A 15,124-nucleotide genomic window follows, 5' to 3' on the forward strand; every position below is an offset into this window, starting at 1 on the left:
AGATGAGATTTCCCAGTATGTAAGACCCCTTGAAGACGACGAGGTAGATAGGCTGGGGGTGGAAGTGCAGTAATGCATGGAGCTGACCAGTACTAATCGGTCGAGGGCTTATCCAATAGCAAGTTTTGAATCGCGTGCGTTTCGTTTCGAATCTAGTTTTCAGAGAACAACAACTCTGAATATGCGCTGAACCATTCATCCACACCGCTGTGATGGACCGAATGGAACGCGAATGCATTTGTTTCACAAATGCTCGTTTGGTGGCGATGGCGGAGGGGTTCCACACGTACCCATCCCGAACACGACCGTTAAGCCCTCTAGCGCCGATGGTACTTGGACCGCAGGGTCCTGGGAGAGTAGGACGCCGCCAAGCAAACTAAAGAACCACTGCCGATGATATTCGGTAGTGGTTCTTATTTTTTTGTATTTAACAGAATTTAAGTAAAGTAGCACTCCAAGTAATTAGGCTGTTTTTTTGTTAGTATTCCTCTTGTTAATCAATAGTAGTTTTCTACAAAATAAAATTAGTACCAAGTACTAATACTTAGTGCTATAATAGTAAAAAAATCAAATGAGGTGATCTCAGCTATGAATCATCAATCTAAGTCAACAATCACAGCCATGGGTACATATGTACCGGATCGAATACTAAACAATGCAGATTTGGAAAAATTGGTCGACACAAGCGATGAGTGGATTGTACAACGGACGGGGATGAGAGAGCGCCGGATTGCAGGCAAACATGAATTTGTATCAGATCTGGCCACAAAAGCTGTAGAAGATATGGTGCGTCGTTACGAGGTGAAGATCACCGATGTAGATATGATTCTTTTTGCAACAAGTACACCCGAGTATGCTTTCCCAAGTTCGGCTTCACGAGTCCAGGCAAACCTGGGCATTCCCCAGACAGGAGTGCTTGATCTGAACGCGGCTTGCGCCGGCTTCACATACGGTATGCAACTGGCAGATAGTCTGGTAACCAGTGGGATGTATCGCAAGGTACTCGTCATCGGAGCAGAAACGTTATCCAAAATAACGGACTATACAGATCGCACAACGTGCGTATTGTTTGGAGATGGGGCCGGTGCGTTTCTGGTAGAACGTGCTTCTGACGAGGGTGATTTTAAGTCTGTCATTTCCGGGACACAAGGAGATGGTGGCATGCACTTATATAAAAGCGGACTTTCTACAGAGATGCATGGTCAGCCTTTGAATGCCGAGGGCAATCTGGTGCAGAACGGAAGAGAGGTCTACAAATGGGCAGTCCGCATGGTTCCTGAACAATTAGCTGAGCTGATTACGAGAGCTGAAATGTCACCTGAGCAGATCGATTGGTTTGTTCCGCACAGTGCCAATATGCGTATGATTGAAGCGATGTGTGAACGTGGTCCGATTCCACTTGAACGCACATTAACGAGTATGGAGTATCGGGGGAATACTTCTGCGGCTTCTATTCCACTTGCATTGCAGATTGCAGTGGATGAAGGGAAGCTGAGACATGGGCAAAACGTTGCGCTGTTTGGTTTTGGAGGCGGGCTAACGTACTCGGGTCTAGTTGTTCGATGGGGTGTGCCGGATAGGGCGTAAATGTTAATCTACCAAGGTATCTGATGAATTAGACTTCAGTTCAGTTTTCATAGCTAGCATCAAAGGAAAAAAAGGTAGAACTCAGTAATCTGAGCTCTACCTTATATTTGCTATTTCCCAATTATTACTCATCAACGTTACTGTTCAAGCTCTTCATAACTTTCATCTTCCCATAATGTATTGAACACACTAAAATCAGTCCATTTACCCGAGAAATAAAAAAACAAATCTAACTTTTCGAAGAATTCATTACCTTCACTTTCCCCTTGATCTACAATGGGTTTGCCTGTCCTGCGTAAAATGGGGTATACCTCTGCATAATCTGCCCCGTCAAACGCGATCATAATGGGTGCATCAAGTACGCTTAATTGTTCATAAGAGTAGGTTATACTCTCGCCGTTCACAATGACTTTCAGATCAACCGGTTCTGTTGCGCTGATTGCCAGATAGGCGGTAGAAATGTTATCCGTACTAACAAGTGCCACGTTATCAGATATAAGACTGCCATGCGCAGAATTTCTATAGACGTACTCACGAATTAACTCTCTTGGAATCAGTTCGTCTTTGGTAGGCTGATGTTTGTAGCCTTTCCCGCCATAAAAATTGTAGATGCGTTGCAGGATAACCACAGTTTCAGCTAACGTTACCTTTTGATTCGGATAAAATTTCCCTTTAGCATCGGGTTTCATAATGCCTGCTTTAGAGAAGCCGAGCATAGCATATGTTTTTACACCATCGAAATCGGATCCAAGGTATGCATTCTGTTTTTTTTCTTGAATAATACCTAACTCAGGAGCCAGTGGTTGATAAGCAAACTTCCATTTGTCATATGTTTCAAAAGAAGAAAATGTTCTTTTCGGGATATCCCTGAACGAGTTCACTTTAGTTATGATTTCTTTTATGGACATTTCGTCTAGAGTGTAACGGATATCAGGGAATAGTGCATTCAGGGCAATCAACAAATCCCAGCGAGACAAACTCTTAGAAGGTTGATACGTAAATGTTTCACTATTGTAGTTTATCTGATCTGCCGCTGCGATCATTCCTAAAGGATTACTCGGAATGCTGCCGTACACATCTCTAAAAATGGAATAATAGGTGCTTCCTTCTGGTACGCCTGGAATTTCGATTTTTTTATCGGGTTCAACACGAAATTCCTTGAATAAGGTATGTATCATTTGGGTTAATTCGGCTTTGGACACCGTTTGGTTTAAACGATCTGCTTCCTGTTCGTAGCTTTGCATGACACCGTGAGAGGCCATGAATTCTACAGCGGGCTTAGCCCACTTATATTTCTTGGCATTAGTAGTTGTGGCAGCACTGGCCGTTGATGTGGCAAAAAGGGAGAAACTGAGCAAGGTAATAAGTAACATATGCCATCTTGAATAATTCATCCAAAACCTCCTGTTAATGTGTGGTTCAAACGATGTACAAGTAGTAAACTTCCTCATACATATTGTAGACTACAAATCAAGATCTGGGCAATTTGAAAATATAGATCGAAAAACACCCCGATTCACAGAATCGTGAATGGGGGTGCATGTTTAATGAAGAATGTTCAATAAAGGGAAAGGATAGAAGTATGAGTGCTCTTGCTCGTATATCTTCAGTCATCAAGAAGTTAAGGCGTTAACTTGGGTGCCTGACGGTGGTGTGTACCTTGTTCGTAGCTGTAAGCGAGCTTGATCAATGTTCCCTCGTCAAAGGCTCTACCGAGAAACTCCATTCCTACTGGCAAGCCATCCGTTGTGAAGCCAGCCGGTACAGTAATGGACGGGAAGCCGGAGAATGGGCTTAGACGATTGTTGGCACCGGAGGTTTGACCTTTACCGATCACGCCAGCGGCTTGTGTTGATGTTGGGTAGATGATCGCATCCAGATGGTTGTCCGCCATTACTTTTAGTAAAGAATTCCGCGTGATTTGAGTACGTTTCAAGACGATATCTTTATACTCCGTTGTTTCCAACGTGTCTATTGCATCCCGTGCTTTCATAGCTTGTTCCTGAGTTTTATCAAACTGACCGGATGCAATAATCTCGGACAGGCTATGATATGGCGCTTTGTCACCGAGAGAATCCAGATAGTCATTCAGCTGGAACTTGAATTCATAGCCGCTGAGACTAGGGTATTTATTGATTTCCTCAAAGTTCGGAATGGAGATTGGTACCGCGGTAGCGCCGAGGGATTTTAGTTCTTCAACGGCGGCGTTGATGACGTCAGCAACCGCTTTTTCTTCCGCTTTGGTGCTTGGGATGAGTTCAGGAGCTACACCGATCCGAGAACCCTTCAGTCCGTTCACATCCAGGAAGTCTGTGTAACTGGAAGGGATCTTACCTACTGCGTAAGCCGTGGCTACATCCTTTTTGTCATAACCAACGGTAGCATCCAGCATGATCGCTGCGTCACTTACCGTACGGGCCATCGGCCCACCAACGTCTTGTGTCAGTGCGAGTGGAATAATGCCTTCTCGGCTGGAGAGGCCAATGGTTGGACGAATGCCAACAAGGCTGTTAAAGCTGGACGGTATGCGGATGGACCCACCTGTATCGGTGCCCATACCTGCTGCAGCGAAGTTTGCGGCAATGGCCGCACCTGTTCCGCCACTCGATCCGCCCGGATAATGATCAAGAGCGTAAGGGTTAAGCGTTTGTCCTCCCAGTGAGCTTGATGTTGTGATGCCAAAAGCAAACTCATGCAGGTTGGTTTTGCCCAAAATAATGGCTCCCGCTGCTTTCAGCTTCTTCACCTGCTCTGCATCATGGGCCGGAATAGAATCCTTCAGACAGATACAGCCAGCCGTGGTTGGCATGTCTTTGGTATCAAAGTTATCCTTCACCAGGATCGGGATACCGTGAAGCGGGCCGCGAGGTCCCTGAGCTGTGCGCTCTTCATCTAGTTGTTCTGCGATTTTAAGGGCATCCGGGTTCAGATTGAGGACAGCATTAATGCTGACACCTTGATCATCGTATTTCTCGATACGATCCAGATAATGTTGCACCAGCTCTTTGGATGTCAGTTTACCTTGTGCCATGGCGTTCTGCATATCCATGATCGTGGCTTCTTCGAGCACAAACGGTTTTATGTAGGTATAGATGCGGTCTTTCAAAATAGAGACGTCGTTCGCTGTAAGTACAGCGTTCGGTAAGAAAAGAGAGTCCGTATAGCCTTTCATGAGTCCGGCGGCATTCAGGGCGCCGACGGCACTGGCATACTCGGACTGCTTCGGCACATCCTTGAAGGATGCCGGAGCAGTGTCCAGCTTGAGCCATTGCTGCAAGGCAAGTGCAGCATCTTTGCGTGACATTGTCGCACCGGAGAGCTTGTCCATGGTAAAAGGTACACCTGCAAGTGTAGCAGCTTCTTCCATGGCCTGAACGAAGGTTGCGGCACTGACCGGCGCTTTCCCTGCAAGGGCGGCGACGGTGGAGGTTTGGCTTGGAGGAGTTGCAGCGGCGGCGAAAGCCGAAGGTACAGCAGTTCCTCCCCACGTTGCGGCAACCACGGTTCCCGCGAGTAATAAGGCCCCGCCTTTTTTTAATACAGATCCATGATAAGTCATGCATCCACGCTCCCTTCCTGTGTCTAAGATGATGTGTGTGTTTTAGCAATCTTTGTATAATGCTTTTGCACATCTTATATTGGTGTGAGGTAATCTTACAAATCTATTATTTATTCAAAAAAACGCATACATATTGGTTTTGTGTGAAGATATCTCACGTTTTCTCTTTGTGTCTTGGAAGTGAAAGACTATTTTTTTTGTTGGAAAGTCAAAGAAAAGATATTATCTAACATAGATATGACACATCTTGGTCGGATGATAAGTTGAATGTATTGGCGAAAAGAGATGCCCTTGAAACCCTGTTCTGTTGAATATACATTTGTTGAAAACATGATTCTGATTGAGATGATATAATGTAAAGATGGAAATATAGGAAGACAGGGAAGACAGATCCGTTGTCTCCGATATTAGCGTTTGGAAAGAAAGGAAGAGATACGAAGTGAAGACATTGGTACTCGCAGAGAAGCCATCTGTAGCCCGGGAGATTGCAAGGGTGATGGGCGCGCGTGATAAACATAAAAGTTATATGGAAGGTCCGAAATACATTGTAACGTGGGCCTTGGGACATTTGGTGGGCCTCGCCGAACCTGAGGATTATGACAAAAAGTACGCGACGTGGAATCTGGAAGATTTGCCGATTTTGCCAGAGCGAACCAAGCTGAAGGTGCTCCGGGAAACGAATCACCAGTACAAAGCCGTGCAGCAACTGATGAAACGTCAGGATGTGGGTGAGTTGGTTATTGCAACGGATGCGGCCCGTGAAGGAGAACTGCTTGCAAGATGGATTATGCAGATGGCGCAGTGGAAAAAGCCGTTCAAACGACTGTGGATTTCATCCCAAACGGATAAAGCGATCAAGGACGGATTCGCCTCGCTGAAGCCGGGAAGTCAATTCGACCGTCTCTATGAATCCGCACGCTGCCGTGCCGAAGCAGACTGGATGATTGGTCTTAATGTGACACGTGCGTTAACCGTACGGTTCAATGCCCAATTATCCGCTGGACGTGTACAGACACCAACTTTGGGTATGATTATGGATCGGGAAAATGAAATTAACGGCTTCCGTTCAGAGGAATATGAGACGTTAAGCGCGGATTTTGGAGATTTTCAGGCGGTATGGCGTGCATCTGGCGGGGATTCCAGAATTTTTGACAAACAGGATATGCAGCAATTGAAGGCACGTGTAGAAGGACGTAAAGGCTCGATTGCCCAAGTGAAAAAAAGTGAAAAAGTCGAGCCGCATCCGCTGGCTTACGACCTTACGGAACTGCAACGGGATGCGAACCGTAAACACGGCTTTTCCGCTAAACAGACCTCTAACGTACTCCAGCGTCTGTATGAGCAGCATAAGCTTGTTACCTATCCGCGGACAGATAGCCGTTATCTGACTTCCGACATGACGGGAACGTTAAAAGAGCGGCTCGAGAGTGTAGCTGTTGGCCCGTATGCATCACTTGCACGCCCTTTACTGCGCAAAAACCTGAATGTCACGAAACGGATTGTGGATGATAGCAAGGTTACTGATCACCATGCCATTATTCCAACCGAGCAGACGGTATTGCTGAATCAGCTGAGCCCAGAGGAACGTAAGCTCTACGATCTGATTGTTCGCCGTTTCATCAGTCTGTTCTATCCAGCAGCGAGGTATGATTCAGTAGCTGTTACGGTACAGGTAGGTAAGGATTCCTTCCATGTGAAGGGCACAACGGTCAAGGATAGTGGCTGGCGTGAGGTGTACGGCGGTGATTACACGGATGATGAAGATGATGACCGTTCCAATGATGCAGGTGACCATGAGCGTGCACTGTTGCCAGATTTGCAGCAAGGTCAGTCAGTGACACTTGGGCGCTGCCACATCAAGAGTGGACGTACGATGCCACCGAAGAGGTATACGGAAGCAGCGTTGCTCTCCCAGATGGAGAAGCACGGACTGGGCACACCTGCGACACGCGCAGATATCATTGAGAAACTGGTCAGCTCGGATACGATTGATCGTCAAGGGAACAGTCTGCATCCAACGGGCAAAGGCAAACAGCTGATTGAGCTTGCTGCCCCGCAACTGCGAACACCGGAACTGACCGCTCGTTGGGAGGCTGAACTGGAGCGTATAGCGCGTGGACAGGGTAAACCAGGCCCGTTCCTGGATGGTATTCGTTCCATGGCAAAGGAACTTGTATCCACCGTGAAAAGCAGTAAAGCCGAGTACAAACCCCATAATGTAACCAACAGCCACTGCCCGGACTGTAATGCCAAGTTGCTAGAGAAAAAGGGGAAACGTGGCAAGTTCCTCGTATGTCCTACGGAGGACTGTGGTTATCGTCGCTCCAATGAGAAACGGTTGTCGAACCGCCGCTGCGCGCAGTGTCATAAGAAGATGGAGATCAAGGAAGGCAAAGCTGGACTGTATGTACAGTGTCTGCCTTGCGGAATCACCGAAACGCTGGATAAAGATAAGCAACACGTGAACAAACGCGAGCAGCAAAAGCTGGTGAAACAATACGCGAAGCAGGAGTCCATCGGCTCCAACCTGGGGGATTTACTCAAGGCGGCTATGGAGAAACAAGGAAAATAGGTATGCGGCAATGACAACATAAGGTGAGAGAATAGGAGTTAAACGATCTCGGACTATTTAATCGGAGCGACCGCATCTCAGGTAGCCTTATGTGAGTTGAAATTTCTATGAGATGAAATGAGAGAAGCCTACTAGTCAGGTGTCATGTTCAAGAAGGCTTGATCACAAATCGATTACGATATTCTTTTGGTGTAAAACCCGTATGTTTTCGGAACACTTTGATGAAGTAACTCTGATCGTGAAAGTTAAGCAACGTATGAATCTCACTCAGGCGATAGTCTGAGAAAACGATTAGATTTTTGGCTTCTTCAATCCGTTGCCTTTGTATAAAAATGCGAAGTGCCTCTCCAGTCTCTTCCTTGAATTTACGGGAAAGATAGGAGGGGCTTATTTGCAGATGCGCGGACAGTACGGACAGACTTAAGTCATCGTATAAGTGATTGAATATATATTCCTGGCATAACAGAATGTCTTTGGAGTTATGAGCCCGATGGACTTTGGCTACACGTTCGGTAAAATCACCAAGGATCTTATGCAGAATCGGATGAATCGAATCAATCCGGGACAGCGTTTCAATGTGCTGAATATAGGTGTCGCTAAGCGTAAGTGCCGACTCCGCATACAATCCGCCATCAATTGCAGCACGGGTTCCGAGCGTAATGGCCGCAATGATCAGATTCTTTTTGCTCCGTAAACTATTGTGTTTCGATAAAGTGCCGTAGACCCCATTCAACTCCATATGCTGCTTCAGATACAAAAGCATCTTATGTTTGTTCCCCAGACGCACCTGATCAAATATCTTTTTCTCCGACAGGTAGGATTTGTGAAACAATCTCCGCTCTCTCTGTTCCAGAAGAGATAGTTCAAGCACACCTTCCGCATGATTATTTATATTTAAGACATGTTCGTTGTCCTCAAGAACTTGATTCCGATCCAATATTTCATGATGTAAAAGATAATGGGCCATAATCGCCACACTCAGCAGTTGATGGGGATCATTGGGTTCAATGAATGTGGTTGAATTCAGTTGTTGATCCCATGCAAACGGAACATGCCCAACATATGACTGTGCATTGGGCCAGAGAACAAGCAAACCTTGTCCTTCAAGAGTGGAGACTGGCATCAGGATCATCTTGTCCATTTGTATATTGTAATCCATGAGCTGGATTTTCAGATGAACAGGAGTGGACAGAAGCTGGTTCACCAATTCCGGGCTCAAAGTAGGATGACGATCGATACCTCGCTTAAGGTAGAACGCAGGAACCCGGGTGGTATCATATAACGTTTGTAAGATCCATTGAAGTCTGGTTTCGGTTATCGTTGGCACTGAACTCTCCATCTCCCTAAAGATCATAATTAATTACTATTAATCGCAAATAAATACCATAAATATAAATGGAAACGCTCTATATTTCAATTAAGATGTTGACGAATGATATGTAGAGCAGGGGGCTGAAAGCATGTATTTAGTTATTGATATTGGTGGAACTTTTATTAAATACGGAATGATGAGCGAAAGCGGAGAGCTGTTGTCGAAGGGAAAACGTGGCGTTGGGCGGAGTGGCTTGCAGGAACTGCAGGATGCGCTTTATGCCATCGTGGATGCACAAGATTTGTCACAGATTCAGGGCATTGCCCTGAGTTGTCCGGGAACAATCGATGTGGAGACAGGAATGGTGTATCACGGTGGTTCTTTTCCATTTTTGCATGAGGTGAATTTAGCCAAACTTCTTGAAGACAGATATGCGATCCGTGTGTCCATTGAAAATGATGGGAAGTGCGCAGCGCTTGCCGAACTATGGCTCGGCAGTGTCAAAGATACCAAGGATTCCGTCGTTATGGTGCTGGGTAGCGGCATCGCGGGAGGAATCATCATGGACGGTAAACTGCAACGTGGCAAAAACTTGTCAGCCGGAGAGGTTAGTTATGTGATGAGCCGGATTGATCCGGTAACGAAGGAAGCGGCCTATTTTGGACTGGAGAGCTCGGCTGTAGAGATGGTCAGACAGATTGGTAAGTTAAAAGGGCTGGATGACCCTGCCGATGGTGAGGCCGTGTTTGAATTTATTAATCAGCGAGATGCGGAGGCGTGCGGTGTATTTGACACCTTTTGCACACAGATTGCGGTTCAGATCATGAATCTGCAATACATTCTCGACCCTGAAGTGTTTGCCATTGGAGGAGGCATTAGTGCACAGCCTGTTGTGCTGGAGCGAATCCAATGGGCAATAGATGAACTGAAGCGAATTAACCCATTGCATAAGGCGAGCCCACAGATTACAGCCTGTACGTTTGGAAATGATGCCAACCTGTACGGAGCGTTATATCATTTTCTAAACAGTCACCGGAACAACTAGACGTGGGCCCTAAAGCCTAAAATACAGGTGCCTCCTTCGTATAAGAAGCTTCGTTTTCAGGCAACGTAAGCGGAGGAGGTGAGCCTGAGATGCCGCATAACAAACCGGAAAAACGCAATAACCAGCAGAATAAGGACAGCATTCGGGAAGAGAATATCGCAGTGACCCCGGAGAAATCAGCCAAAAGGGTACCGAGCCTGAACGGGATTCCGAAACAGGAATCGTAAAATTCTCGTTTATGTAAAATAGTGCGGTTCTCTGCCCGCGTTGATCATCTGCCTGTCTTGGGATTATAATGGAGACAGGGAGATGTCCCGGGACAGGGGGACCGCTAAACGCATATGCATACCGGACTTATCGTATGGTTTATCTTTATTAATGTTGTGGCCTATCTGGTCATGTCTGACGACAAGAGACGTGCACAGCAGCGGCGAGATCGTACGCCTGAACGAACGTTATTTTTGCTAGCCTTTATCGGTGGTGCACTAGGTATCTGGATTGCGATGTATCGGAAAAGGCATAAAACGAAACATCCCAGCTTTACGATTGGCATTCCGTTGCTCGTGTTTCTGAATGCAGTGATGTATGGTTACTTTTTGCAGTGATTGTTTAGGGATGAAAGAGTTTATTATGTAAATTGTTTCTTATCAAGTGATTCATCTTAAGCTGGGAAGGTTTAAGAAGTTACATGGTTCCAGGCTTTGTAAGGGATTTAGATGTCAGACCGAGGCTTGCTTCGGGTTCTACATATATAAGGAAGGGACGGGATTTACATGTTGTTTTCCAAAATCTTAGTAGCTTATGATGGGTCAAAAGCTTCAAATAAAGCACTGGATCGTGCAATCGAGTTTGCGAAGGCATCGCCGGGGGCTGTGCTTGATGTCATTCATGCTTTTGATTTTCCGCGCGTATTTATTGGGGAAGGTCTGGCGCCATTGCCGCCTTCACTCAACAACGATTACTACAATCTGGCTGTGCAAACGACGGATGAAGCCAAAGAGCGTATTCAGGCTGCAGGTGTTACGGCAAATGTAGATCTGATCCAAGGGGCTGCAGCAGAAGTGTTGCTGGACTATGCCAAAGAAAACGGCTCGGATATCATTATCATTGGTTCCCGAGGTTTAGGCGGAATCCGTGAATTCGTGCTCGGCAGTGTCAGTCACAATGTAGTACAGCATGCTCAAATTCCTGTATTGATCGTAAAATGATGTTGAAATAAGAGGGAGGATGTACTTGTACTCCATTCCCGTGTGAACAAGCCGGTTGTCTTCGAGAAATTGAAGAGAAGCCGGCTTTATTTATTTTATTTTATTTTATTTTGAAGCAACAGGATGGGGTATTTCAAGCGAATTTGGAGTTTATTGTATAGCACTGTACTAATTCCCGAACATTAGATTTGTCAATATGTTAAATGTTCGTCTTTAAGTTGACATACGCTGTAGGGGATTGTTAGAATGTTAGATGTGTCGATCAGGTTAAAATAAGGTCGAGTAGGAACGAAAGTTGTATGATTGTGGAACGTGGTAAAGAAGATGTAACGAATAGATATTTGCTCGTATAACGCCGGGAATAGGGCCCGGAAGTATCTACCCGGAAACCGTAAATTTCCGGACTACGAGGAGATACGGCTGAGAGTCGCATGGTTGATTGCGGACAGCAAGCCCCTTTTGGCATGCCCAAATGAGGATACGTATTTCTTGGAGTCCGGTGTCCGGAGAAAATGTAATATTTTCGCGGGTAGCGGACTTTTTCGTTTTTTTTAAAATGCTCAGATGGGAGTGGGATGTATTCATGTCAGTGCAAGTTGCTGTAATTATGGGCAGTAAGTCCGATTGGGAAACGATGAAACATGCGTGCGAGGTGCTGGACGAGCTTGAGATTGGTTATGAAAAAAAGGTCGTCTCTGCACATCGCACACCGGATTTGATGTTTGAATATGCAGAGCAGGCGATCGACCGCGGATTCAAGGTCATTATCGCTGGTGCAGGCGGAGCGGCTCATCTTCCAGGTATGGTGGCATCCAAAACGATGCTTCCCGTCATCGGTGTTCCGGTTCAATCCAAAGCATTGAACGGTCTCGATTCCTTGCTGTCCATTGTGCAGATGCCTGGCGGCATCCCTGTAGCCACGGTAGCCATTGGCAAAGCGGGTGCGACAAATGCAGGCTTGCTCGCGGCACAGATCATTGGCGCTTTTGACCCGGAGGTGCAGCGCCGCTCCGAAGCTCGCAGAGAACGGATTAAACAAGAAGTACTGGAAAGCAGTGATGAGCTATGAGTAACGAGGCAACCAGACAGGATAAGGGAACAGGGCAGGGACAACCCGTCTTATTACCCGGACATACAACAATCGGTATTCTTGGCGGCGGACAGCTCGGACGGATGATGACGCTAGCCGGAACGGCGATGGGGTATCGATTCGTGACACTTGACCCAACACCGGAATCACCTTGTGGCCAGATTGCGAAGCAGATTGAAGCTGGATACGACGATGTACAGGCAGCAAGAGAACTCGCGCGGCAATGCGATGTGATCACGTATGAATTCGAGAATGTGGATGCAGAAGTGGCGGCTTTACTTGAGCGTGAGTCATCCGTGCCGCAAGGGAGTACCCTGTTATACACGACCCAGCATCGCTTGCGTGAGAAACGTGCGATTGAAGCGGCTGGGGTAAGGGTTGCCCCATATCGGGAGATTACCAGTTTGGATACGATGAAAGCTGCAGTGAGTGAATTAGGTGTTCCATGTGTGCTGAAAACAGTGACTGGCGGATATGACGGCAAAGGTCAGCGAGTAATCCGTGCGGCATCGGAAGCTGAAGAAGCGTACCAAGAGCTTGCATCGACAGGAGCAGAGCTGGTACTGGAGCAATTCATCAAGTTCGAATGCGAAATTTCGGTCATTGTTGCTCGTAGCACGAGCGGAGAGATCAAAACGTTCCCGCCTGCGGAGAACATTCATGTGAACAACATTTTGCATGCTTCCATCGTACCTGCGCGAGTGGCTACAGACATTCAACTGGAAGCACAGAAACTGGCCGCTGCGGTTGCCGAATCCCTGAAAGCTGTCGGATTGCTAGCGGTCGAACTGTTTGTAGCCGCAGACGGCAGACTGTATGTGAACGAGCTGGCTCCACGGCCGCATAATTCCGGACACTACACGATGGAGGCTTGCGCCACATCACAGTTTGAGCAACATGTTCGTGCCATCTGCGGATTACCGCTGGGGGATACAACGCTGTTAAGTCCCGTCGTTATGGTCAATGTGCTTGGTGAGCATCTGGAAGGAATCATCGCAAGAACAGGGCAACCTGATGAAGAGGCGATGGAACTCGGTGTGATCCCTAAGCTTCATATATATGGCAAGAGCGAAGCGAAGACAGGACGGAAGATGGGGCATGTGAACCTGCTCTGTCAGGATGTCGAAGAAGGATTGCAATGGATCGAACAAACTAATCTATGGAGGCATACAAATTCATGATTGAACGTTATAGCAGACCCGAAATGAGAGCCATCTGGACAGAAGAAAACAAATTCCAATCGTGGCTAGAGGTTGAAATTTGCGCATGCGAGGCTTGGGCTGAGCTTGGAGTTATCCCGAAGGAAGAAGCAGCTTTGCTTCGCCAGAACGCTTCCTTTGACATTGATCGTATCTATGAGATTGAAAAGGAAACACGCCATGACGTTATTGCGTTCACACGTACGGTATCCGAGAGCCTGGGTGCAGAGCGGAAATGGGTACACTACGGCCTGACTTCCACTGACGTGGTGGATACGGCACTGGGATATGTACTGCGTCAAGCGAACGAAATTCTGGAAAAAGACATTATTAATTTCATCGAAATTTTGCGTGAAAAAGCACTGACATACCAGCATACGCCCATGATGGGACGTACACATGGTGTGCATGCGGAGCCGACAACTTTCGGGTTGAAAATGGCGTTGTGGCATGAAGAAATGAAGCGTAACCTGGATCGTTTCCGCCATGCAGCGGATGGCGTACAGTTTGGTAAAATCTCCGGTGCCGTTGGAACGTATGCTAACATCGATCCATTTGTTGAAGAGTTTGTCTGTGAGAAGCTGGGTACTAAGCCTGCACCAATCTCCACGCAAACGTTGCAACGTGACCGTCATGCGGAGTACATGGCTACGCTGGCACTGATCGCAACTTCTCTGGACAAGTTCGCTACAGAAGTTAGAGCTCTGCAGAAGAGTGAGTTCCGTGAAGTGGAAGAAGCGTTTGCCAAAGGTCAAAAAGGATCTTCCGCAATGCCGCACAAGCGCAATCCGATTGGCAGTGAAAACATCTCCGGTCTGTCCCGTGTTATCCGCGGACACATGGTATCTGCATACGAGAACGTAACACTGTGGCATGAGCGCGACATCTCGCACTCTTCCGTAGAACGTGTCATTCTGCCGGACGCAACGATGTTGCTGAACTACATGTTGAACCGTTTTGGTAACATCGTTAAGAACCTGACGGTTTTCCCGGAAAACATGAAACGCAACATGGAACGTACCTTCGGCGTACCATTCTCCGGCCGCGTTATGACGAAACTGATTGACAAAGGCTTCAGCCGTGAGCAAGCGTACGATACCGTTCAACCGCGTGCCATGCAGGCATGGGAAGAACAACGTCAATTCCAGGACATCGTGAAGTCCACACCGGAAATTACGGCTGTGCTGAACGACGAGGAAATTGCAGATGCTTTTAACCCGTCCTGGCACCTGAAACACGTCGATACGATTTTCAAAAAACTCGGCTTGAACGACTAATCGATTAATATATTCCCTTACTAAGGTTAGAGAACGAATGATGGGCTAGCAGGGAACGTAGAGGACAGAAATACCCCACTAAAAGTATAGGTTGATTATGTGTTCACGCTGGAACGGAGAATGCAGAAAAAACCTGTAGAAGCGAAGCGTTCGCCTTTATCACCGAATTTTCCCCTCATACAATTGGATCAGAAAAATTCGGGGATAACAGCGATCGGGAGGTTCTTCTGCATTTGGAGTGGCCCCGCGTGATGAGGGGAATTGGACGTATAATT

General features: G+C 46.9%; 12 protein-coding genes, 2 rRNA genes and 1 riboswitch. Of the genes, 11 read left to right on the forward strand and 3 right to left on the reverse strand.

All coding sequences use genetic code 11. The annotated features are described in order from the left end of the window. The 3 genes from M3629_RS23020 to M3629_RS23030 form a co-directional block, all read left to right on the forward strand. Nucleotides 1–116, forward strand: a 23S ribosomal RNA gene (locus M3629_RS23020); the annotation flags it as partial. A gap of 140 nt (nucleotides 117–256) precedes the next feature. Further along, a 5S ribosomal RNA gene (gene rrf, locus M3629_RS23025) occupies nucleotides 257–373 on the forward strand. Between the two features lie 215 nt (nucleotides 374–588). Further along, nucleotides 589–1,587, forward strand: a complete 999-nt coding sequence (locus M3629_RS23030) for a ketoacyl-ACP synthase III (protein WP_251510661.1) — start codon at nucleotides 589–591, stop codon at nucleotides 1,585–1,587. A gap of 137 nt (nucleotides 1,588–1,724) precedes the next feature. Here M3629_RS23030 and M3629_RS23035 read toward each other — a convergent pair whose 3' ends face one another. Both M3629_RS23035 and M3629_RS23040 read right to left on the reverse strand, forming a co-directional pair. Beyond that, nucleotides 1,725–2,981 (reverse strand): S-layer homology domain-containing protein, encoded by a 1,257-nt coding sequence (locus M3629_RS23035; RefSeq protein ID WP_251510662.1) that lies wholly within the window; start codon nucleotides 2,979–2,981, stop codon nucleotides 1,725–1,727. A 227-nt stretch (nucleotides 2,982–3,208) separates the two neighbouring features. Next, entirely contained in the window at nucleotides 3,209–5,146 is a 1,938-nt protein-coding gene (locus tag M3629_RS23040; protein ID WP_251510663.1) for an amidase family protein, read from the reverse strand. A 439-nt stretch (nucleotides 5,147–5,585) separates the two neighbouring features. Here M3629_RS23040 and M3629_RS23045 point away from each other — a divergent pair, with 439 nt between their 5' ends. After that, complete coding sequence (locus tag M3629_RS23045; RefSeq protein WP_251510664.1) at nucleotides 5,586–7,718, forward strand: DNA topoisomerase III; 2,133 nt, start codon at nucleotides 5,586–5,588, stop codon at nucleotides 7,716–7,718. Nucleotides 7,719–7,866: 148 nt separating this feature from the next. On the opposite strand, the gene M3629_RS28735 is transcribed toward M3629_RS23045, so the two are convergent. Next, nucleotides 7,867–9,045: a helix-turn-helix domain-containing protein gene (locus M3629_RS28735; RefSeq protein WP_251510665.1), complete on the reverse strand. Its 1,179-nt coding sequence runs from the start codon at nucleotides 9,043–9,045 to the stop codon at nucleotides 7,867–7,869. 133 nt (nucleotides 9,046–9,178) lie between these two features. Here M3629_RS28735 and M3629_RS23055 point away from each other — a divergent pair, with 133 nt between their 5' ends. The 7 genes from M3629_RS23055 to purB all read left to right on the forward strand — a co-directional run bounded on the left by M3629_RS23055 (nucleotide 9,179) and on the right by purB (nucleotide 14,849). Then, nucleotides 9,179–10,075, forward strand: a complete 897-nt coding sequence (locus M3629_RS23055) for an ROK family protein (RefSeq protein ID WP_251510667.1) — start codon at nucleotides 9,179–9,181, stop codon at nucleotides 10,073–10,075. A gap of 89 nt (nucleotides 10,076–10,164) precedes the next feature. Continuing rightward, complete coding sequence (locus M3629_RS23060) at nucleotides 10,165–10,302, forward strand: hypothetical protein (protein ID WP_167375798.1); 138 nt, start codon at nucleotides 10,165–10,167, stop codon at nucleotides 10,300–10,302. Nucleotides 10,303–10,416: 114 nt separating this feature from the next. Continuing rightward, on the forward strand, nucleotides 10,417–10,680 hold the full coding sequence (locus M3629_RS23065; protein WP_251510668.1) for a DUF1294 domain-containing protein: 264 nt from the start codon (nucleotides 10,417–10,419) through the stop codon (nucleotides 10,678–10,680). Nucleotides 10,681–10,848: 168 nt separating this feature from the next. Next, entirely contained in the window at nucleotides 10,849–11,283 is a 435-nt protein-coding gene (locus M3629_RS23070) for a universal stress protein (RefSeq protein WP_090923374.1), read from the forward strand. A gap of 325 nt (nucleotides 11,284–11,608) precedes the next feature. Beyond that, nucleotides 11,609–11,710: riboswitch (purine riboswitch) on the forward strand. A 156-nt stretch (nucleotides 11,711–11,866) separates the two neighbouring features. Further along, the gene (gene purE, locus M3629_RS23075) at nucleotides 11,867–12,352 is read left to right on the forward strand and encodes a 5-(carboxyamino)imidazole ribonucleotide mutase (RefSeq protein ID WP_090923373.1); all 486 of its coding nucleotides are present in this window, start codon (nucleotides 11,867–11,869) and stop codon (nucleotides 12,350–12,352) included. Beyond that, a complete protein-coding gene (gene purK, locus M3629_RS23080; protein ID WP_251510669.1) occupies nucleotides 12,349–13,554 on the forward strand; it encodes a 5-(carboxyamino)imidazole ribonucleotide synthase in 1,206 nt (401 codons plus the stop codon). The genes purE and purK overlap by 4 nt, the downstream gene beginning before the upstream one ends. Further along, entirely contained in the window at nucleotides 13,551–14,849 is a 1,299-nt protein-coding gene (gene purB, locus M3629_RS23085) for an adenylosuccinate lyase (RefSeq protein WP_154960735.1), read from the forward strand. Before purK ends, purB begins: the two co-directional genes overlap by 4 nt. Nucleotides 14,850–15,124: the final 275 nt, after the last annotated feature.

The sequence above is a fragment of the Paenibacillus polysaccharolyticus genome, from assembly GCF_023714295.1.
In the GTDB taxonomy this organism is placed as follows: Bacteria; Bacillota; Bacilli; order Paenibacillales; family Paenibacillaceae; genus Paenibacillus; species Paenibacillus polysaccharolyticus_A.